Genomic DNA, 21,209 nt, shown 5'->3' on the forward strand with positions numbered 1-21,209 from the left:
ATAACTTCTGCATGAGTGAAAATCCAATTAAACACACAAAAGTGTTAATAATAGGGTCAGGTCCAGCTGGCTATACAGCCGCTGTGTATGCTGCCCGAGCAATGCTAAGCCCTGTTTTAGTTTATGGTTCTGCACCTGGTGGACAATTAACTACAACAACAGATGTTGAAAACTATCCAGGATTTTCAGATGTAATTCAGGGTCCATGGTTAATGGATCAAATGAGAGATCAAGCTAAAGCTGTTGGAACAGAAATGATTGAAGATCATATTTCTTCAGTTAATTTAAAATCTACTCCATTCGAAGCTATTGGAGACAGTGGTCAAAAATATACAGCTGACAGCATAATTATTTCAACAGGTGCTCAAGCAAGATGGTTAAACCTAAAATCAGAACAAGCTTATAGAGGCTTTGGTGTTTCAGCATGTGCAACATGTGATGGTTTTTTCTTTAAAGAGAAAGTTGTGGCTGTTGTTGGTGGTGGTAATGCTGCAGTTGAAGAGGCAATGTTTCTTACAAAATTTGCATCTAAAGTAAAACTAATTCATAGAAGAGATGAATTAAGAGCTGAAAAGATGCTTCAAAAGAAATTAATGGAAAATAAAAAAATTGAAATTATTTGGGATAGTGCTGTTGAAGAAGTTATTGGCGATAGCGAACCTAAAAATGTTACAGCGATTAAAGTTAAAAATCTTAAAACAAATAAAATTGAAGAAATGAAAATAGATGGTTTATTTATTGCAATTGGTCATGATCCAGCAACGGCTCTTTTTAAAGATCAATTAGATATGGACAAAGAAGGTTATTTATTAACTAAACCGGATTTAACAGAAACTAATATCCCTGGTGTTTATGCTGCAGGTGATGTTAAAGACAAAACATTTAGACAAGCTGTAACTGCTGCTGGAATGGGTTGCATGGCTGCGCTTGAAGCAGAAAAATTCTTATCTCACTAATTCTTAAAAACTTCAACTATTTCATTAGACTCTAAAGTATGCTGTTGAATATCATTTTGAATAACAGCTATCATTGCTTTTGCAACTGTTTTGGAATGAATAGGTTTCATTTTCTTTAAAGGACCTAAAAGTAATGGAGAAAGTAACTTAAAAACGAAGATACCTATTATTTCACTTACTCTCTTTGCTTTTCTATCTCCTATTAAAAAAGATGGTCTCAATATTCCAAGTTTTGGAAAATTAAGTTCTTTTAACTCTTCTTCAACTTGTCCTTTAAATCTTATGTATTCTCCTGAGCTCTTGGGGTTTGCATATAATGCAGAGACAAAAATAAATGAGTTAACCAAATTTGATTTTGCAATTTTTGCAATTTCTTTAGGAATATCAAGTTCAACCCTTTTATATTCATCTTTATCAGGGGAATTTTTTTTTGTTGTGCCAATACAAACAAAACAATCATCTCCTTTGATGTCTTCTTTGTGATTTTGTAAATTAGTAAAATCAGTCTTAATAATCTCTACTTTTGGATCACTAATTTCAGCGTCTGAACGGACAAATAATTTTATTTTAGAGTAATTAATATCTTTAATTAATTGATTAAGAAGATGTCCTCCAACTAAGCCGGATGAGCCAAATAACAAAGCAGTTTTCATTACTTTAAGGAACCTTCCAATATATATTTCAATATACGAAAAGCTTGTTTTTGATCTGAAGCAACAGCTGCAGCTGAGCCATCCACTTCTTTAAGAGCATGTTGATGATCATCGTTATGAATAACGATCATAGATTTATTAAGTGCAGTGGCATAACCCGCATCAAAAGCTGCATTCCATTGCTTAAATTTTTCACCAAACTTAACAATAATTACATCACAATCTTGAATAGATTTTTTGGTTCGAATGGAATTAATATTAGCACCTTTTCTATCTTTCCAAAAATTTTTTTCTTCTGCTCCTAGAATTTCTACACCACAATTATCAGAGGCCTCATGATCAGTTACGGGAGAAGTAAATTTAACATCTAATTTCTCTTTTTCACAAAGTTGAATAATTTCTTCTCGCCAATTACTGTGAATTTCACCTGCCAAATATACACTTAACATTTATATCTCCTTATTGCTTTTTTAGTTTAAATATCATTTTTTAATTCATTATAAAGTCTAATTTGCTTGTAACAAATTTTTGCTAATCAGTTATATCTAGATTGTGAAAAAGGGTAAATACATTAAGACTTTCAAGTTGTTGCTTCCTTATTTGTGGCCTAAAAAAAGAAAAGATTTAAGGATACGAGTTAGTTTTGCAGTTGTTGCTTTAGTTTTAGCAAAAATAGCAAGCGTTAGCACTCCTTTAGTATTAGGTAGTGCGGTAAACTCTCTGACAGAATTAAGTTCAGGCATTAATTTATTTATGCTGGTACCAATAGCCTTAGTAGTTGCGTATGGTGTAACTAGAGTAATTGCTTTCACATTTGTTGAAATTAGAGACGCCTTATTTTCAAAAGTTTCCCAGCATTCTATTAGACAAATATCTTTGACAATGTTCCAACATCTTCACAATCTATCCTTACAATTTCATTTAAACAGACAAACAGGTGCACTAGCAAAATATATAGACAGAGGAACAAAAGGAATAGATTTTCTACTAAGATATGTCTTGTTTAATATTGCTCCTACTTTCTTTGAAGTGTTCTTGGTTTCTGGGATTTTATTTTATTTATATGGCCCATGGTATGCTGTTGTAACACTTGTAACTATTGGCCTTTATTCTTTTTTAACTTTTAAGATTACTGAATGGAGAAATGTATTTAGAAAAAGAATGAACCAAGCTGATAACGATGTTAGCACTAAGATGATTGATAGTTTATTGAACTTTGAGACAGTTAAATATTTTAACAATGAGACCTTTGAAGCTAATAGGCTTGATCAATCTTTAGAAGAATATGAGTTAGCAGCAAATCAAAGTAGACATTCTCTTTCACTATTAAACATAGCCCAAACATTTATCATAATGGTGGGTATTACTATTATGTTGGTGATGTCAGTTTATGGGATCAAAAGTGGAGAGATTAATATTGGTGGGTTTGTTGTAATTAATGCCTACATGCTCCAATTATATCAGCCATTGAATTGGTTGGGTTCTGTTTATAGAGAAATTAGGCAAGCACTAACTGATATGGAAAACATGTTTAGCTTATTAGAAGTTGCCCCAACAACAAATGATGATCTTGAGGATATACCCCAAAGTAACGATGCGGAAATTAGATTTGAAAATATTAGTTTTGATTACGATATAAGAAGAACTATAATTAAAAATATTTCATTTACTGTTCCTAATGGAAAAAAAGTAGCCATCGTAGGACCAACTGGTGCTGGTAAATCAACAATAAGTAGACTGTTATTCAAGTTTTATGATCCAAAAGAGGGAAATATTTTTATTAACAATACAAATGTAAATAAAATTTCTCAAAACTCTTTAAGAAAAATTATTGGAGTAGTTCCACAAGACACTGTCTTATTTAATGACACAATTTATTATAATATAGCTTACGGTAATACTGGTGCTACTAAAGAGGAGGTTATTAGTGCAGCAAAAAATGCAGATATACATGATTTTATAACAATTTTACCAGATGGTTATGAAACAATTGTAGGAGAGAGAGGGTTGAAATTATCTGGTGGAGAGAAGCAGAGAGTTGCTATTGCAAGAACTATTCTAAAAAATCCTAAAATATTTTTCTTTGATGAAGCGACATCTGCATTAGATACTAGTACAGAAAAAGAAATTCAAAAAAATCTAGAAAATGTCTCTAAAGGTAAAACAACTTTAATAATTGCTCACCGACTATCTACAGCTGCAAATGCTGATAATATTATTGTTCTTGATCAGGGTGCTATTATTGAAGAAGGGACGCATGAGAGTTTATTGCTAGAAAAAGGTAAATATTTTGAGATGTGGGGAAAGCAAAAACCTAACTAAGACTTTTGCAAAAAGAAGATATTTTTTCTAAAGCTTTTTTAAGATTTTCCATAGAAGTTGCATAAGATATTCTAAAGAAACCTTCTAAACCAAATGCAGAACCTTGAACAACTGCAACACCACTATTTTCTAATAAAGACTGAACAAAATCAGTATCTGTCTTAAGTTCTTTTCCGTTTGTATCTTTTTTTCCAATTAACCCTTTGCAGCTTGGAAAAACATAAAATGCTCCATCTGGATTTAAACATTCAATTCCGTCTATTTCATTTAATGCTTTAACAACAAAATTTCTTCTTTCTTGAAATGAAGTTGCTCTCTCTTTAATAAAATCTTGAGTTCCATTTAATGCCTCAACCGCTGCAGCTTGACTAATTGAAGATGGATTAGTTGTTGATTGAGATTGTATTTTAGCAATTGCTTTAATAATTTCTTTAGGACCAGCCGCATACCCTATTCTCCAGCCAGTCATTGAGTAAGCTTTACTTACACCGTTCATTGTAAGAACTCTTTCTTTCAAGCTATCAATTTGCGCAATAGTAAAAAATTTAAACCCTTCGTATGTTACGTGCTCATAAATATCATCGCTTAAAATATGTACATGGGGATGTTTAGTTAAAACATCTGCAATTTCTTTAATATCACTTTCTGTATAACAAGCACCCGTTGGATTTGACGGTGAGTTTAATATTATCCACTTTGTTTTTGGTGTTATAGATTTTTCTAATTCAGCAGGGTTAATTTTAAATCCTTGTTTTTCATTACACTCTAAAATAATTGGAGTTCCACCAGCTAATAAAACCATATCAGGATAAGAGACCCAATAAGGCGCGGGAACTATAACCTCATCCCCTTCATTTAGGGTTGCCATCATGGCATTATAAATTACATGTTTTCCACCAGCACCAACTGTGACTTGATCAGTTGTATAGTCTAGATTGTTTTCTCTTTTAAATTTTTTAACAATGGCATCTTTTAAGGCAGCAGTTCCATCAACAGCTGTATATTTAGTATCACCATCGTTAATGGCTTTTATAGCCGCTTGTTTGATGTTATCTGGTGTATCGAAATCAGGCTCTCCTGCTCCTAAACCTATAATGTCTTTTCCAGCAGCTTTTAACTCTCTTGCCTTTTGAGTTACAGCAATAGTTGGCGATGGTTTAATCTTTTTTAGACTGTCTGATATAATGCTCATTGAAATATATTTTTATTCTAATAGTTTTATAGATAATGCAAAATACTTATCAAGATTTAATTACAGATATACAGAGTAAAAATCCTGAAATTCACCAGAAACTAGAAGGTGGAAAAAAGTTTAAACTTGTTACAGATTTTAAACCGGCTGGTGATCAGCCAGAAGCAATAAAACAACTAGTTAAGGGTGCAAATAAAGAAGAGTTAAACCAAGTTTTGCTTGGTGTAACAGGTTCTGGAAAAACTTTTACGATGGCCCAAGTAATTGAAAAAACTAATAGGCCAGCTCTAATACTTGCTCCTAACAAAACACTGGCTGCACAGCTTTATGGAGAGATGAAATCTTTTTTTCCAGACAATGCCGTTGAGTATTTTGTATCTTATTATGATTACTATACACCTGAGGCCTATGTACCAAGGTCTGACACTTATATTGAAAAAGAAGCATCCATTAATGAACAAATTGATCGTATGCGTCACTCAGCTACTAGATCGCTATTAGAGAGAGATGATGTAATTATTGTTGCAAGTGTTTCTTGTATCTATGGTCTGGGTTCTGTTGAGGCATACAGCAAGATGACTTTGAGTTTAAAGAAAGATTATGAATACAGTAGAGAGCAACTAATAAAAACTTTAGTAAATTTACAATACAAAAGAAATGATCAGAGTTTTTATAGAGGAACTTTTAGAGCTCGAGGAGAATATCTTGAAATATTTCCCTCACACTTTGAGGATAGAGCATGGAGATTAAGTTTATTTGGCGACAAACTAGAAAAAATAGAAGAATTTGACCCTTTAACAGGAGATCTAATACAAGATTTAGATGTAATAAAAGTTTATGCTAATAGTCATTACATCACTCCTAAACCAACTATCGAACAAGCAATTATTAAAATTAAAAGAGAATTAGAAGTAACTTTAAAAAAATTCAAAGAACAAAATAAATTACTTGAAGCACAAAGATTAGGAGAAAGAGTTAAGTTTGATTTAGAAATGATAGAAGCAACAGGGTCTTGTGCTGGTATTGAAAACTATTCTCGTTTTTTATCTGGAAGAAAACCAGGAGAACCACCTCCCACTCTATTTGAATACTTTCCTGACAACACTCTTATTTTTGTAGATGAATGCCACGTAACAGTTCCTCAATTAAATGGTATGTACAAAGGAGATAGATCTAGAAAAAGTAATCTTGCCGAATATGGTTTTAGATTACCTTCTTGCATGGACAATAGACCTCTTAAATTTGAAGAATGGGATGCAATGAGAACCCAAACAGTTTTTGTATCAGCAACGCCTGGTCCTTGGGAATTAGAACAAGTTAAGGGTAAATTTGTTGAACAAATAATAAGGCCTACTGGTCTAATTGATCCACCAGTTGAAATAAAACCTGCCAAAAATCAAGTTGATGACTTGATGCATGAGTGCAAAAAAACAATAGATAAAAATTTTAGAGTTTTGGTTACTACATTGACCAAGAAAATGGCTGAGGATTTAACAGAATATTTTCATGAAAATGGTATTAGAGTTAGATATTTGCACTCCGATATCGACACACTAGAGAGAATTGAAATCATGAGGGATTTAAGGCTTGGTGTTTTCGATGTCTTAGTGGGAATTAACCTTTTAAGAGAAGGACTAGATATTCCAGAGTGTGCATTAGTTGGAATTTTAGATGCTGATAAAGAAGGATTTTTAAGATCCGAAACTTCTTTAGTTCAAACTATTGGAAGGGCTGCAAGAAACTTAGAAGGAAGAGTTATTCTTTATGCAGACAAAGAAACTAAAAGTATAAAAAAAGCTATACAGGAAACTGATAGAAGAAGGGCAATTCAAGTTGCCTACAATAAAAAGCATAATATTGATGCTGTTTCTATTAAGAAAGAAATCAGCGATGTGTTGCAGAACGTTTATGATAAAGATTATTTAAAAGTAGGTACTGGAGACAATATTGGTGGAAATTTAAAGAAACACTTAAAGATGCTCAACAAAAGAATGAAGGATGCAGCCACAAACCTTGAATTTGAAGAAGCTGGTAAAATTAGAGATGAAATAAGAAATTTAGAAGCATCAGAGTTAGAAATTGTTTTAAACCCAAAAATAAAACACTATAACCAAGAAAATAGAACATATCCAAAAGGTAGATCAACAATGGGCTTACCTGGTACAAGAGCACAAAAAGGTAAGAAAAAATGGAAGCAAACAAAATAATTATCACTGGAGCTGCAACAAGAATGGGTGCTGCTATTGCAAAAAAACTCTCAGGTCCAGGAGTTGAAATGGTTATTCATTACAATAGATCTAAATCTGAAGCTGAAAAATTACAAAAAGAATTATCAAAAAATAAAACAAAAGTTTACTTGGTAAAAGGTGATCTTGCAAAAGAACAAGATTTAAAAAAAATTATAAAATTCTCAAAATTAAAATTAAAATACTTTGATTGTTTAGTTAATAATGCTTCGTTATTTGAAAATGACAGTCTTAAAAATTTTTCTTCTAAAAGTTGGAACCAACATATTGATGTAAATTTAAAAGCACCTGCATATCTTACAAAAGAATTTTCAAAAAATGTTAAGGGTAAAAACAACAATATTATAAATATAATAGATCAAAGAGTTTTTAAGTTAACTCCCTTTTTCTTTTCTTACACTTTAAGTAAAACAGGGCTTTACACACTAACAAAAACTAGTGCTATGGAATTAGCTCCAAACATAAGAGTTAATGGAATTGCACCTGGACCAACTATTAAAAATAAAAGACAAACTGACATGCATTTTAAAAAGCAGTACTTAGCAACCCCTTTAAAACAGCAGGTAAATGTAAAAGATATATGTTCTGCTGTTGACTTTTTTATCAAAAACAGTTCAATTACAGGTCAAGTAATAGCAATAGATAGTGGACAAAGTTTAAACTGGCAAACACCAGATGTAATTGGAAAAGAATGAAAAAAAATAATTTAAATATTGTCAAAATAGATGAAAATAAAAGTTTATTTAATTATGAAAAAAAAATTCTTATTAAAGAATTAACTCTAGATTTAAAGCTTGGTTATTATGATTTTGAAAAAGAAAAAACCCAGAAAGTAAAATTTAGTTTAGAGATTGATTATGAAGATAGAAAACCAACAAATGACAAAGATATAAAATCAATTGTCAATTATGGTCAGGTTGTAAAATTAATTACAAAACTTGCAAAAAAGAAACATTATAATTTTTTAGAAACACTTGCTGAAGATGTTTTTGATGTATTGTTTAAAGATAAACGAATTGGAAAAATTATGCTTCAAATTGAAAAATTAGAAATTATAAAAGAATGTGCCTCTGTTGGTATCCAAATTACCAAAAAAAGAAGTCATGAAAAGCTCTGAATTAGGCAAAGACGTAATTAGAAAAGAGCTCCCATTAATTCCTAAAAGTCCTGGAGTTTATCGAATGCTTGATCATAAAGATGTGATTTTGTATGTGGGTAAAGCAAAAAACCTGCCTAATAGATTAAAAAGCTATGTAGCTGAAAAAAATCATATCATCAGAACAGCAAGGATGCTCTCTCAAACTTTTAAATTAGAGATAACGACTACTGCCAATGAAAGTGAAGCACTTCTTTTAGAAGCTAATTTAATCAAAAAACATAAACCTAAATTCAATATATTGCTTAAAGATGACAAATCTTTTCCCTTTGTTTTCATCAGTAATAAAGACCAATGGGCACAAGTTACAAAACATAGGGGCAAAAAAGATAAAGAAGGATTTTACTTTGGACCGTTTGCTTCAGCAGGAACTGCAAATTGGACCATTAAAATGCTTCAAAAAATATTTCAAATTCGAGTTTGTGATGATAGCACGTTCAAGAATAGAAAAAGACCCTGCATTCTTTATCAGATAAAAAGATGCTCTGGTCCTTGTGTCGATTATATTGATAAAGAAGATTATAAAAAATCAGTAGATCAGGCAATTCAGTTTGTATCGGGTAAATCAAGAGATATACAAAAAAATCTATCTAAACAAATGGAGGAAGCCAGCGAAAAGCTGGATTTTGAAAGAGCTTCTATTTTTAGAGATAGAATTAAATCCTTAAATATAATTCAATCGTCACAAAGAATTAATGAAGCAAATCTGGTTGATGCAGATGTAATTGCCGCCTATAAAGAATCTGGCAAAACCTGTATTCAAGTATTTTTTTACAGATCCAAACAAAATTGGGGCAATCAAGCTTATTTTCCAAAACATGATCCTGATCAAGACATATCTGAAATAATGTCCTCCTTCTTGATGCAATTTTACGAAAATAAGAATGTTCCAAAATTAATTATTATCAATTCAGAAATTGAGGACAGGAAATTAATTGAAGAAACATTAAGTAAAAAAGAAAGTAGTGCAATTTCTATCAATATAGCAAAAAAAGGAACTAAAGCTAAAGTGATTGCTATGGCAGAAAAAAATGCCAAAGAGTCACTTAATAGAAAAATTTATGAAACAAATAATAATAAAAATTTATTTGAAGGTGTGGCTAAAAAATTTGATCTTAAAAATGGCCTAAACTTAGTTGAGGTTTATGATAATAGTCATATTTCAGGAACTAATAGTGTAGGTGCTATGATTACTTTTGGAAATGAAGGGTTTGTTAAAAAAAGATATAGAAAATTTGATATTAAGACAAAAGGTGCTGAACAAGATGATTTTGCAATGTTAAAAGAAGTTCTTACAAGAAGATTTAAAAGAGCAATGTTGGAAAAAGGAAATTATTTAACTCTCCCTGATTTAATATTAATTGATGGTGGTAAAGGTCAATATTCATCTGCCAAAGAAGTATTGGATGAATTTGGTTTATATGATCTTCCTATGATCGCTATTGCTAAGGGTAAATTAAGAAACAGTGGTGATGAAACCTTTTTTTATAAAGGAAAGTCATTTAAATTTGATAAGAATGACCCCACCCTCTTCTTCATGCAGAGGCTGCGTGATGAAGCACATAGGTTTGCTATCACCTCCCATAGAGCAAAAAGAGCAAAAGGAATTACAAAATCATTATTAGATCAAATTGATGGTATTGGATCGATTAGAAAAAGAGCCTTATTGAACCACTTTGGCTCTGCTAGATCTGTAGAATCTGCTAGTTATGACGAGATTAAATCAGTTGAAGGTGTTGAGGAAAAAGTTGCAAAAAAGATATATAACTTTTTTCACGAATAATTATGCTTAAAAAAATTCCAAATATTTTAACAATCGGTAGGATAATAATTGTACCCTTTTTTGTACTAGCATTTTATTTACCAGGTTTTTATGGTGACCTAACTGCATGTGTATTATTTGTAATTGCTTCATTTACTGATTTTTTGGATGGAATGTTGGCAAGAATGATGGGCGAAGAGTCTAAGTTGGGAGAATTACTTGACCCTATAGCAGATAAAATTATTGTTGCTACTGCACTTATATTGCTTGTTATGAGTGGAACAATTAAACATTACGAGGTTATTGCTGCAATTATAATACTTACAAGAGAAATACTAATTTCAGGCTTAAGAGAATTTTTAGCTAGAGGACAAATTAAATTACCAGTAACTAATTTAGCAAAATTAAAAACTTTTTTACAAATGGTTGCTATAGCTCTTTTACTGACAGGTGAAACTGGTAATAAAATTTTAAATTTTCAAGATTATAATGCTCAAACTATTGGCATAATCCTGCTTTGGCTTTCTGCATTTTTAACTCTGTATACTGGTTATGAGTATTTAAGAAAAGGTATTGACCATGCAATGTCTGAGGATAATAAAAGTAAATAATTTATTTTTTTCTAACTAAAGCTTGATAGCTTTCATTTAAACCTATTATAGTTTTACAAACTTTGAATTGATTATCTGCAATGCGTGATACAGGTGTTACTTCTGCAGCTGACCCAGTTAAAAAACAACCAACAAAATCTTTTAGTTCCTCCGGTTTAATTTTTCTCTCATTAATTTTAATTCTTTTAGATTTTGCAATTTCAATGACTGTTCTTCTTGTTATTCCGTCCAAAAAACAATCTGGAATTGGAGTGTGTATTTCTCCATTTTTATCCTTAAAAAAAACATTTGCTCCAGTTGCTTCTGCAACATTTCCTTCATGATCTAGCATTAAAGAATCAGTATAACCTTGCTGTTCTGCTTCATGTTTTGACAGAGTGTTAATCATATATAAGCCAGATGCTTTTGTATCCCACGGTATTGTATTTGGTGCTGGCTTTCTCCAGTTTGAAATATTTAATTTAATTCCATTAACTTTTAATTTTGGATCAAAATAAGAACCCCAATCCCAGGTTGCCACAGCAACATGAATTTTTGTTTGTTGTGCAGAGATTGCCATCATTTCACTGCCTCTCCAGGCCATTGGTCTTACATAGCCATCTTTTATATTTTGAACTGAAATAATTTTATTACATGCATCATTTATTTCTGTTTCTGAATATGGCATTGAAATTCCCATTCTTTTAGCTGAATAAAAAAGCCTTGTAGTATGCTCTTCTAATTTGAATATTGATCCGTCATAAACTCTTTCTCCTTCAAATACGCAGCTAGCATAATGTAATCCATGATTTAAAATATGAATTTTTGCATCAGCCCAATCAACAAGCTCGTTATTATACCATATTTTGCCAGATCTTTTATCGTAGGGTATCATGTAAGAAATAATTTAAATTTTCTCTAAAATTATCTTTGTATCTATAATATGTCAATATAACTTACCCATAATGAAAGAGCTTTTATATCTAAAGGATACTCAGTTAAAGCAATTGATTGAAAAGTTATTCACTGGTTACAGGGAGTCCTTTTCGGATGCCAAAAAAACTTTGGATAAGTACTCAATTGGGATAGCCCATCATAAAGTATTACACCTACTTTCTATGTACAAAGGGATTACAATTTCAGAACTTCTTAAAAAACTGAAGATTACTAAACAAAGTTTAAATAGAGTCTTAAAAGACTTAATCAAAATAGAGGTTGTTTTCTTTGAAAAAGATCAACAAGATACGCGTGTAAAACATATTTTTCTAAACGAAAAAGGAGAAAAAATTTTTAATGAAATATTTACGGCCCAAAAAAAAAGAATTTATAATGCACTTTTAAATTCAAACTCAGAACAGGTTGTTAATTTTGATAATGTATTAAAAAAAATAATTAATGAATAATTTTATAGCTCATATTTTAGTTGTTGATGATGATGATGGAATTAGATCATTAGTAAAACAATATTTAAATGAAAATAATTTTTTAGTGACCACAGCTAATAGCGCAGAAAATGCTAGAGAAAAAGTTTCAGTTATAAAATTTGATTTAATTGTATTGGATGTAATGATGCCTGGAAAAAGTGGGCTAGATTTTATAAAAGAAAATAAATCAGAAATTGATACACCTATCATTCTTTTAACTGCTAAAGGAGAAGCTGAAGATAGAGTCGGAGGATTGGAAATGGGTGCCGATGATTATCTGCCAAAACCTTTTGAGCCTAAAGAGCTTACATTAAGAATAAAAAATATTCTCGACAAAACAAAAAGAAATGACATGAAAAGAATTATTATTTTTAATAATATTAAAATAGATTTAAATAAACTTTTAATTGCAAAAAATGATAGTGTATTTAAGATTAATAATACTGAAAAAATTATTTTAGAAAAAATGATTAATAATCCTGGAAAAACTTTTTCAAGAGAGAGTATTGGTAAACTAATTGATTTAGATAAAGAAAGATCTATAGACGTTATAATTACAAGGTTAAGAAAGAAAATTGAACTAGATCCTAAAAATCCAAAATATCTACAAACTTTAAGAGGTGCTGGTTATGTCTTATGGATTGAATAAATATATTAAGAACCTTTTACCGCGCAGACTGTTTTATCGAGCACTATTAATTGTTGCAGTACCTATAATAGTTTTACAATTAGTCATAACGATTGTTTTTTTTGATAGCCTTTGGATTAAAACAAATAAAGGTATGACTAAAGCATTAGTGGGTGAAATGAAAACCTTCATGGTGGCTTATGATAATGGCCAATATAATAATAATGATTTATCAGGACTTTTTTCAATTTATTTGGATCTCAATGTTAAATTTAAAAAAGATGAATTTTTTGACAAACCACTAAAGGAAAGATGGTTCAGTCCAATAGATAGAACCTTGAGAAGAGAGTTAAAATCAAATATTGGTGTTAATAGCTATTGGTTTGATACAACGTCCTACAAATCACTTATTCACATAAACATAAAGCATAACGATGGATATTTTGAGTTTTTTATCCCAAAAGATAGAGTAACAAGCACTTCTGCAAGATTGTTTGCACTATGGATAACTCTTCCAGCGCTGTTAATGATTACTATCGCAATAATATTTCTTAAAAATCAAACTCGACCAATTGTAAATCTTGCTAAAGCTGCTGAAAGATTTGGTAGAGGTGAAGATATTGATGAATACAGACCTTCTGGTGCAATGGAAATAAGACAAGCAGGCTTGGAATTTGAAAAAATGAGAAAAAGAATTTTAAGACATCTCAATCAAAGATCAGAAATGTTATCTGGAATAAGTCATGACCTAAGGACTCCCTTAACAAGATTAAAACTTCAACTATCATTCATTAAAGATAAAGATTTATCAGATAAGATGTCATCAGATATTAATGAAATGGAAGCAATGCTAAATGAGTATTTACAATTTACAAGTTCGACTTACTCAGAAAAAGATGAAACTTTTGATATCTCAGAATTGACAGAAGATATAATCAATAAATATAATAATAAAAACATATCTAAAAAAATTATTCCACGTGTGTACATGAATGGAAGAAAAAATTTAATTGAAAGGTCTTTGAGTAATTTAATTAATAATTCAATTAAATATGCAAAAAAAATAGATCTACAATTATCAAAAAAAAATAATAGTGTAATTATCATTATCGATGATGATGGTATTGGTGTTCCTAAAGATGAATACCAAAATGTTTTTAAACCATTTTATAAAATAGATAAAGGTAGGGGTGATTCCAAAGCAAGTGTAGGCTTAGGATTATCAATTACATCTGACATAATCAAATCACATGGGGGGAACATTTTATTAGAAAAATCTCCTTTAAATGGTCTTAGAGTTAAGATTTTTTTACCTTTATAGATTTTTTTTTTGGACTTTTTTTTTCTAAATTGTTGATTTTTTTTTCTAAATTTTCAACTCTTTTAATTAATATATCTGTTTCTTCTTTGCTGGTTAATTTCATTTTAAAAATGATTTCATCTCTTTTAGATCTTAAAACATTTATAATTTCAGAACTTAAGTCTTTATAAGAAACAAGTCCTTGTTCAAATAGCTTTGTTAATTTATCAATTACAAATTTTGATTTTGTCATATATTCCTTTATAAAATTAATATACTTTATACGTAGTTTTTTAAAAATGTTTATTAATAATTTTGACCCAGTTGCTTTTCAAGTATTTTCATTAGAAATTAGATGGTATTCCTTGGCTTATATTATCGGCATTACACTTGGTTGGCTGTATTGTAAAAAAAAATTAATTAAAGACTCTCTTATTCTTCAGCTATTTGATGACTTCATTACCTATCTCATTATCGGTATAATTTTAGGTGGTAGACTTGGATATACTTTATTTTACAATCTAAAATATTATTTAGAAAACCCTATTGAAATATTGATGGTTTGGAATGGGGGAATGTCATTTCATGGTGCTTTAATTGGAATTATAATTGCATCAATATTGTTTTCAAAAAAACACAATACTAATTCGTTTATATTTTTAGACTTAGTGGCTCTATCCGCTCCAATTGGAATTTTTTTTGGTAGAATTGCCAATTTTATAAACTCAGAGCTTTATGGGAGAGCTACAGACCTTCCTTGGTCAGTTCAATTTGTTCTAATAGATAATATCAAAAGACATCCCTCTCAATTATATGAGGCTTTTTTTGAAGGAATAATTCTTTTCTTTGTACTTGGGTATTTCTTTAAAAAGGATTACTTAAGAGTACCTGGAAAAATCTCTGCTCTATTCCTAATCTTTTATTCTCTATTTAGATTTTTTATAGAATTTTTCAGATCTCCAGATCCACAAATCGGTTACTTAGTTTTAAATCTAACAATGGGCCAATTGATAAGTGTTCTTTTTTTCATGATTGGGGCTTATCTTTTAATCCTAAAAAAATGAAGATTAAAAATAATGACTTATTTACTCTAGATAAGTTTATAGAAGAATCTCTTTATAACAAAAAATCTGGCTACTACATGAAAAAAAATCCTTTTGGCAAAAAAGGTGATTTCATAACTTCACCAAATATATCAATATTATTTTCAGAAATGATTGCAATTTGGGTGGTTTCATTTTGGCAAAATCTAGGTTGCCCTAAAGAGTTTAATTTAATTGAGTTAGGTGCTGGTAATGGTGAAATGATGAAAGTTTTAATCAATACCTTTGATAAATTTCCAATATTTAATAATTCTTGTCGCATTAAGATTTTAGAAAGGAGCAAATTACTTAAGAAAAAACAAAAAGTTAATATCAATAAAAAAAATATTCAGTGGTTAAATGATTTAAGCGAATTAAATAATTTACCATGTATCTTTTTAGCAAACGAATTTTTTGACGCTTTACCTATTAAGCAATTCATAAAGAAAAAAAGAAAATGGTTTGAAAAACATGTTAGATTTTTTAATAATAAATTTGAATATTTCGATATTCCATTTGATATGAAAAAATTTGAAAATAAAATTAAATTTAAAATTGCAAAACAACAGAACTTTATTGAGTATTCACCACAATTAACTGAATACTTAAAAATTATTAACAATAAGATTAAACGTAATAATGGTGGAATTTTAATAATAGATTATGCGTATATTGATAAAAAAATGAAAAATACCCTGCAGGCTGTATCGAAACATAAATATTGTGATGTGCTAGAGGGGTTTGGCAATTCTGATATTACTTATAATTTAAGTTTCAATTTGATAAATAGAATAGTTAAAGAATTAAGCTCACTTACCACAATGAGTACTACTCAAGGTGGGTTTTTAACAAAACTTGGTATTCTTGAAAGAGCAGAAATATTGTCCAAGAAAATGTTATTTAGTAAAAAAGCTGATATTTATTTTAGAATAAAAAGACTTATAGATAAAAATCAAATGGGTGAATTATTTAAAATAATGTTAATAACAACACATAAAAATAAATTTAAGTTGGGGTTTTAAACTGATTAAGTCAAAAAAACTTGATAAATTTAAAAACTTAGAGCATGCTTTCTTTAATAGAAAAGGTGGTAAGTCTCTAGGTATTTTTAAGAGCTTAAATTGTGGCCCTGGATCTTCAGATAATAAAAAAAATGTTTTAAAAAACCTTCAAATTGTTCAAAAGAAAATTAAAACTAAACTTAAAAAAATTATTTTACTTAAGCAAATTCACAGTGATAAATTTCATTTTATAGATAAAGATCTAAAACTTAAAAATTATAATTTTGAAGGAGATGCGCTAATCACAAATAAAAAGGAATTTCCTATAGCCATATTAACTGCTGATTGTGCCCCAATACTAATTTATGATGAGAAAGAAAAGATGATTGCAGCAATCCATGCTGGCTGGAAAGGCGCTTTCAAAGGGATAATTAAAAAAACCTTAAGTTTTATGATAAAAAAAGGCTGCGCCCCTAAAAACATTACTGCTGTTATTGGGCCATGTATTTCAGTAAAAAATTATGAGGTGAAAAAAGATTTTATTAAAAAACTCATCAAAAAAGATGGAAAAAATAAAAAATTTTTTAAAAAAATTCAAAATAAAAATTTCTTTAATTTAAAAAAATACATCCATTCTCAATTAAAGACCTTAAATATAAAGAAAATTGATATAATTAATAAGGATACATTTAATCCTAAAAATAGTTTTTTTAGCGCACGAAGATCTATTAGCCGCAATGAGAATGATTATGGTAGAAATATTTCTGTAATTATGATTAATTGATAATATCTCATGAAATTATTAACTGGAAACAGCAATAAACCTCTCAGCAAAAACATTGCAAAATATCTAAAATCTAAGCTTGTGAACTCAAGTATAAAAAAGTTTTCTGATGGAGAAATTTATATAGAAATTAATGAAAACATTAGAGGTAATAGTATCTTTATAATTCAGTCTATTTCATCACCTGCAAATGACAACTTAATGGAACTGCTACTTTGCATTGATGCTTTAAAAAGATCTTCAGCAAAAAATATTACTGCTGTCATTCCTTATTTTGGATATGCACGACAAGATCGAAAAGTGGTACCTCGAACTTCTATTTCTGCAAAACTTGTTTCTAATCTAATTACTAAAGCAGGTGCTGATAGAGTTGTTACTGTAGACCTTCATGCAGGACAAATTCAAGGTTTTTTTGATATTCCTGTAGACAACTTATTTGCTACGCCAATTTTTGCAAGACATGCAAAAAAAAATATTAAAAGTAAAAATATTATTTGTGTTGCACCAGATGTTGGAGGAACTGAAAGAGCTAGAGCTCTTGGTAAAATTTTAAATGTAGAGCTTGCTATTGTAGACAAAAGAAGACCTAAACCAGGTCAGTCCAAAGTTATGAATGTTATAGGAAATGTTAAAGGGAAAACTTGTATTATAGTTGATGATATAATTGATTCAGGTGGAACCATAGTAAACGCTGCGAAAGCTTTAAAGGATAGAGGTGCTAAAGAAGTTTATGCTTATATTACCCACGGAGTTTTAAGTGGAGAGGCAGTAGATAAAATTAAAAAATCAGTTATTAAAAAACTAGTAGTAACAGACACAATTGATAATCAAGATAAAATTAAAAATGTAAAAAATATAGAAGTTTTGCCTATTTCAGCCCTTATGGGTGAAGCAATTAAAAGGATCTCTAATTCAACATCTGTATCTGATTTATTTAAATAATTATCTTGAGTTATTAAGAAACTTGCGCTAAAAGCCATCTTTTTATGAATTTACTTGATGCAAATACTAGAAACACTAAGTCAAAAGGAGATGTTCGTTCTCTTAGATTGGCTGGAAATATCCCTGGCATAATTTATGGGGGACCAGATCAAAATCAAAAAGTTACTGTATTAAAAAAAACATTAAAATCTTTAATAGAAAAAGGAAGCTTCTTATCAAATATAATAACTCTTAATTTAGATGGTAAGCCTCAAAATGTTTTGCCAAGAGAAATTACTTATAACGTAATATCAGATGAGCCAACTCATATTGATTTTCTTAGAGTTGTCCCGGGTGTAAAAATTAGAATAGAAGTACCTGTAGTGTTTATTAACCATGAAACTTCACCAGGCCTTAAAAGAGGTGGAGTACTAAACATTGTAAGAAGAGAAATAGAATTAAAATGCCCAAGTGAAAAAATACCATCTGCAATAACTATTGATTTAGATGGAGTGGATATTGGAGAAAGTTTCAAAATATCTTCAGTTAAACTAGAAGAAGGTGTTACACCAACTATTATTGGAAGAGATTTTGTAATTGCAACATTGGCAGCGCCTACAGTTATGAAAGAGCCAGAAAAACCAGCTGAAGCTGAAGAAGCAGCAACAACAGAAGATGGTAAAGAAGCAGCACCAGCAGCAGAAGGTGATAAAAAAGATGGCGATGAAAAAAAAGCCACTGAAGAAAAAAAATAATCAACTTAATATTGTGAAGATTCCTAGATACGATTTAAAAAAAATATGCTTTTATTTGTAGGCTTAGGAAATCCAACACCCGATAGCGAAAACAATAGGCACAATATAGGTTTCAAATTAATTGATGCTCTTAATCAAAATTTTGGTCTGTCTAAACAAAAACCGAAATTTAAAGGATTGTTAACTACGGGTAATATTGAAGATAAAAAGGTTTATGCAATAAAACCTTTGACCTTTATGAATAACTCTGGAATTTGTATAAGAGAATTAATTGAATACTTCAAAATTGATGCTGAAGATGTGATTGTCTTCCATGATGACCTTGACCTTGAGTTTGGAAAAGTAAAAGCAAAATTTGCAGGATCTAGTGCAGGACATAATGGTATCGAGTCTATCGATAAATTTATTGGTAAAGATTATTCAAGAGTAAGAATAGGAATTGGAAGACCCAAAACTAAAGCTGATGTTTCAGACCATGTATTAAAAGATTTTGATGAAGATGAAATGATACAACTAGAAAAAATTACTAAAAATATTATTGACTCAATGTCTATATTAATTGATAAAAAATTAGATTTATTCTCAAGCACTGTAAATAATAAGTAATGAGTTTTAAGTGTGGAATTGTTGGCTTACCTAATGTTGGTAAATCTACATTATTTAATGCACTTACAAATTCTAGCAAGGCACAAGCTGCTAATTTCCCTTTTTGTACGATAGAGCCAAATGTTGGTGTGGTTCCTGTACCAGATGAAAGACTAGATAAATTGGTAGAAATATCGAAATCAAAAAAAAAAATTAATACTACTATTGAGTTTGTGGATATAGCCGGACTAGTAGAAGGCGCCTCTAAAGGTGAAGGCTTAGGAAATAAATTCTTATCCCATATAAGAGAAGTCGATGCAGTCATTCATATGATCAGATGTTTTGACTCTGATGATATCCAAAATGTTAATCCAACTGTTGATCCGATTAGAGATTTAGAAATTATCGAAACAGAAATGATGTTGGCAGATCTTGAATCAATACAAAAAAGATTGGAAAAAAATAATAAGAAAAATGTAGATGAAGAACAATTAAAAATATTAGAAATTGCTTCTGACTGCATAAATAATTCTAAAGATATTCAAGTACTTTATGAACAATTTGATAAAAAATTAATAAACCAAAGTGGTTTATTGTCTTTAAAACCTAAAATTTTTGTATGTAATGTTGATGAAGCAAGTGTTCAAAATGGAAATAAATACACACAAGCATTTATTGATAAATTTGGTGAAAAAAATACCTTAATAGTTTCGGCTGATATTGAGAACCAAATAAATCAATTAGAAAAAGAAGAAAAAGAAAATTATATGGAGATGATTGGATTAAAAAGAACTGGCTTAAATATGTTGATTCAAAAGGGCTACAATATTTTAGAGCTAGACACTTACTTTACATCTGGACCTGAAGAAACTAGAGCCTGGACTATCCAAAAAAATTGTACCGCACCAAAAGCGGCTGGTGAAATACATACTGATTTTGAAAAAGGTTTTATTAGAGCTGAAACAATTGCATACGAAGATTTCATAGCAAATCAAGGTTGGGTAAATTCCAAAACTAATGGAAAAATGAGACTTGAAGGAAAAGATTATATTGTCAAAGATGGTGATATATTAAACTTCAGATTCAATACGTGACCAAATTTTCTTCATACTAAAATAAACTAGAATAGTTAAAATAATTAAATATAAAATAGCCTTAAAGCCCATTTTATGTCTACTTTCTAAATGAGGCTCAGCTGCCCACATTAAAAATGTTGTGACATCTTTTGCCATTTGCTCTTCTGTAGCCTTTGTACCATCGCTATATTCTACTGCATCATCCATTAAAGGTTGTGACATTTTAATTTTATTACCATACATATATTTATTATAGTAAACCCCATCATCAAGCGTTACGCCACTTGGTGGGTCTTCATAACCTAAAAGTACTGAATAAATATAATCAACCCCACCACTTCTAGCTTTTGCTAATACTGACATATCAGGTGGATAGGCTCCTCCATTTGCTGCTTGAGCTGCCTTAACGTTTTCAAAGGGCATGACAAATTTATCAGATAATTTTGCTGGTCTGACAAACATTTCACCATCATTATTTGGTCCATCTGTAACTTCAAAACTTGCAGCTATTGCTTTAGTCTGCTCTTCACTAAACTCTGGTCCGCCTGGTTCAAATAGGTTTCTATAACTTACATACTTCATTGAATGACAGCCAGCACAAACTTCTGAATAAACTTGGTACCCTCTTTGCAGGGCCCCTCTATCAAATTTTCCAAATAATCCCTTAAAACTCCAATCTGTTTTTAAAAGATCAATTTTTTCTGCAGCATTAACTGTAAGAGTTCCTGCTAATAAAAAAATAATTGAATAACTAATTTTTAAAATATTTTTCACTT

23 protein-coding genes are annotated in these 21,209 nt (G+C 30.1%); 17 read left to right on the top strand and 6 right to left on the bottom strand.

The annotated features are described in order from the left end of the window. Nucleotides 1–11: 11 nt before the first annotated feature. Nucleotides 12–956: a thioredoxin-disulfide reductase gene (gene trxB / locus ABXT55_RS05790; RefSeq protein WP_415284378.1), complete on the top strand. Its 945-nt coding sequence runs from the start codon at nucleotides 12–14 to the stop codon at nucleotides 954–956. Here trxB and ABXT55_RS05795 read toward each other — a convergent pair. Next, nucleotides 953–1,609 carry an NAD(P)H-binding protein gene (locus tag ABXT55_RS05795; RefSeq protein WP_415284379.1) on the bottom strand — a complete coding sequence of 219 codons (657 nt, stop codon included), beginning with the start codon at nucleotides 1,607–1,609 and terminating at the stop codon, nucleotides 953–955. The genes trxB and ABXT55_RS05795 overlap by 4 nt on opposite strands. Further along, a complete protein-coding gene (locus ABXT55_RS05800) occupies nucleotides 1,609–2,058 on the bottom strand; it encodes a YtoQ family protein (RefSeq protein ID WP_271579873.1) in 450 nt (149 codons plus the stop codon). The genes ABXT55_RS05795 and ABXT55_RS05800 overlap by 1 nt, the downstream gene beginning before the upstream one ends. Nucleotides 2,059–2,161: 103 nt before the next feature. On the opposite strand from ABXT55_RS05800, the gene ABXT55_RS05805 reads away from it, so the two are divergent. Then, entirely contained in the window at nucleotides 2,162–3,931 is a 1,770-nt protein-coding gene (locus ABXT55_RS05805) for an ABCB family ABC transporter ATP-binding protein/permease (RefSeq protein ID WP_415284381.1), read from the top strand. On the opposite strand, the gene ABXT55_RS05810 is transcribed toward ABXT55_RS05805, so the two are convergent. Continuing rightward, entirely contained in the window at nucleotides 3,924–5,123 is a 1,200-nt protein-coding gene (locus tag ABXT55_RS05810; RefSeq protein ID WP_415284383.1) for a pyridoxal phosphate-dependent aminotransferase, read from the bottom strand. The two genes, ABXT55_RS05805 and ABXT55_RS05810, sit on opposite strands and share 8 nt — an antisense overlap. A gap of 35 nt (nucleotides 5,124–5,158) precedes the next feature. Here ABXT55_RS05810 and uvrB point away from each other — a divergent pair, with 35 nt between their 5' ends. The 5 genes from uvrB to pgsA are packed head-to-tail and all read left to right on the top strand — an operon-like array spanning nucleotide 5,159 to nucleotide 10,898. Next, complete coding sequence (gene uvrB, locus ABXT55_RS05815) at nucleotides 5,159–7,330, top strand: excinuclease ABC subunit UvrB (RefSeq protein WP_415284384.1); 2,172 nt, start codon at nucleotides 5,159–5,161, stop codon at nucleotides 7,328–7,330. Continuing rightward, nucleotides 7,312–8,064 (top strand): SDR family oxidoreductase, encoded by a 753-nt coding sequence (locus ABXT55_RS05820; RefSeq protein WP_415284385.1) that lies wholly within the window; start codon nucleotides 7,312–7,314, stop codon nucleotides 8,062–8,064. The genes uvrB and ABXT55_RS05820 overlap by 19 nt, the downstream gene beginning before the upstream one ends. Beyond that, nucleotides 8,061–8,486 (top strand): dihydroneopterin aldolase, encoded by a 426-nt coding sequence (locus tag ABXT55_RS05825; RefSeq protein ID WP_415284386.1) that lies wholly within the window; start codon nucleotides 8,061–8,063, stop codon nucleotides 8,484–8,486. Before ABXT55_RS05820 ends, ABXT55_RS05825 begins: the two co-directional genes overlap by 4 nt. Then, a complete protein-coding gene (gene uvrC / locus ABXT55_RS05830) occupies nucleotides 8,473–10,308 on the top strand; it encodes an excinuclease ABC subunit UvrC (RefSeq protein ID WP_415284387.1) in 1,836 nt (611 codons plus the stop codon). Before ABXT55_RS05825 ends, uvrC begins: the two co-directional genes overlap by 14 nt. A 2-nt stretch (nucleotides 10,309–10,310) precedes the next feature. Continuing rightward, nucleotides 10,311–10,898: a CDP-diacylglycerol--glycerol-3-phosphate 3-phosphatidyltransferase gene (pgsA, locus tag ABXT55_RS05835; protein ID WP_415284388.1), complete on the top strand. Its 588-nt coding sequence runs from the start codon at nucleotides 10,311–10,313 to the stop codon at nucleotides 10,896–10,898. A 1-nt stretch (nucleotide 10,899) separates the two neighbouring features. Here the strand turns inward: pgsA and ABXT55_RS05840 are convergent, their stop codons facing one another. Beyond that, nucleotides 10,900–11,772 carry a branched-chain amino acid aminotransferase gene (locus ABXT55_RS05840; RefSeq protein ID WP_415284389.1) on the bottom strand — a complete coding sequence of 291 codons (873 nt, stop codon included), beginning with the start codon at nucleotides 11,770–11,772 and terminating at the stop codon, nucleotides 10,900–10,902. A 70-nt stretch (nucleotides 11,773–11,842) separates the two neighbouring features. Between ABXT55_RS05840 and ABXT55_RS05845 the strand changes: the two genes are divergently transcribed. The 3 genes from ABXT55_RS05845 to ABXT55_RS05855 are packed head-to-tail and all read left to right on the top strand — an operon-like array spanning nucleotide 11,843 to nucleotide 14,250. Beyond that, nucleotides 11,843–12,280, top strand: a complete 438-nt coding sequence (locus ABXT55_RS05845; RefSeq protein WP_415284390.1) for a MarR family winged helix-turn-helix transcriptional regulator — start codon at nucleotides 11,843–11,845, stop codon at nucleotides 12,278–12,280. Next, entirely contained in the window at nucleotides 12,273–12,950 is a 678-nt protein-coding gene (locus ABXT55_RS05850) for a response regulator (protein WP_415284391.1), read from the top strand. Before ABXT55_RS05845 ends, ABXT55_RS05850 begins: the two co-directional genes overlap by 8 nt. Beyond that, a complete protein-coding gene (locus ABXT55_RS05855) occupies nucleotides 12,931–14,250 on the top strand; it encodes an ATP-binding protein (protein ID WP_415284392.1) in 1,320 nt (439 codons plus the stop codon). Before ABXT55_RS05850 ends, ABXT55_RS05855 begins: the two co-directional genes overlap by 20 nt. On the opposite strand, the gene ABXT55_RS05860 is transcribed toward ABXT55_RS05855, so the two are convergent. Further along, complete coding sequence (locus ABXT55_RS05860) at nucleotides 14,228–14,482, bottom strand: hypothetical protein (RefSeq protein ID WP_415284393.1); 255 nt, start codon at nucleotides 14,480–14,482, stop codon at nucleotides 14,228–14,230. The two genes, ABXT55_RS05855 and ABXT55_RS05860, sit on opposite strands and share 23 nt — an antisense overlap. Nucleotides 14,483–14,528: 46 nt before the next feature. Here ABXT55_RS05860 and lgt point away from each other — a divergent pair, with 46 nt between their 5' ends. The 7 genes from lgt to ychF are packed head-to-tail and all read left to right on the top strand — an operon-like array spanning nucleotide 14,529 to nucleotide 20,451. Continuing rightward, entirely contained in the window at nucleotides 14,529–15,293 is a 765-nt protein-coding gene (lgt, locus tag ABXT55_RS05865; protein ID WP_415284394.1) for a prolipoprotein diacylglyceryl transferase, read from the top strand. Continuing rightward, a complete protein-coding gene (locus tag ABXT55_RS05870; protein WP_415284395.1) occupies nucleotides 15,290–16,333 on the top strand; it encodes an SAM-dependent methyltransferase in 1,044 nt (347 codons plus the stop codon). The genes lgt and ABXT55_RS05870 overlap by 4 nt, the downstream gene beginning before the upstream one ends. Before the next feature lie 4 nt (nucleotides 16,334–16,337). Next, on the top strand, nucleotides 16,338–17,096 hold the full coding sequence (gene pgeF, locus ABXT55_RS05875) for a peptidoglycan editing factor PgeF (RefSeq protein WP_415285456.1): 759 nt from the start codon (nucleotides 16,338–16,340) through the stop codon (nucleotides 17,094–17,096). Between the two features lie 9 nt (nucleotides 17,097–17,105). Next, nucleotides 17,106–18,038, top strand: coding sequence for a ribose-phosphate pyrophosphokinase (locus ABXT55_RS05880; protein ID WP_415284396.1), 933 nt, complete (start codon nucleotides 17,106–17,108; stop codon nucleotides 18,036–18,038). 44 nt (nucleotides 18,039–18,082) lie between these two features. Further along, nucleotides 18,083–18,772, top strand: a complete 690-nt coding sequence (locus tag ABXT55_RS05885; RefSeq protein ID WP_415284397.1) for a 50S ribosomal protein L25/general stress protein Ctc — start codon at nucleotides 18,083–18,085, stop codon at nucleotides 18,770–18,772. A gap of 45 nt (nucleotides 18,773–18,817) precedes the next feature. Beyond that, entirely contained in the window at nucleotides 18,818–19,378 is a 561-nt protein-coding gene (gene pth / locus ABXT55_RS05890; RefSeq protein WP_415284398.1) for an aminoacyl-tRNA hydrolase, read from the top strand. Next, a complete protein-coding gene (gene ychF / locus ABXT55_RS05895; RefSeq protein ID WP_415284399.1) occupies nucleotides 19,378–20,451 on the top strand; it encodes a redox-regulated ATPase YchF in 1,074 nt (357 codons plus the stop codon). The genes pth and ychF overlap by 1 nt, the downstream gene beginning before the upstream one ends. Here ychF and ABXT55_RS05900 read toward each other — a convergent pair. Continuing rightward, entirely contained in the window at nucleotides 20,428–21,207 is a 780-nt protein-coding gene (locus ABXT55_RS05900; protein WP_415284400.1) for a cytochrome c1, read from the bottom strand. The genes ychF and ABXT55_RS05900 overlap by 24 nt on opposite strands. Nucleotides 21,208–21,209 lie beyond the last annotated feature (2 nt).

The sequence above is a fragment of the Candidatus Pelagibacter sp. Uisw_130 genome, from assembly GCF_047722505.1.
In the GTDB taxonomy this organism is placed as follows: Bacteria; Pseudomonadota; Alphaproteobacteria; order Pelagibacterales; family Pelagibacteraceae; genus Pelagibacter.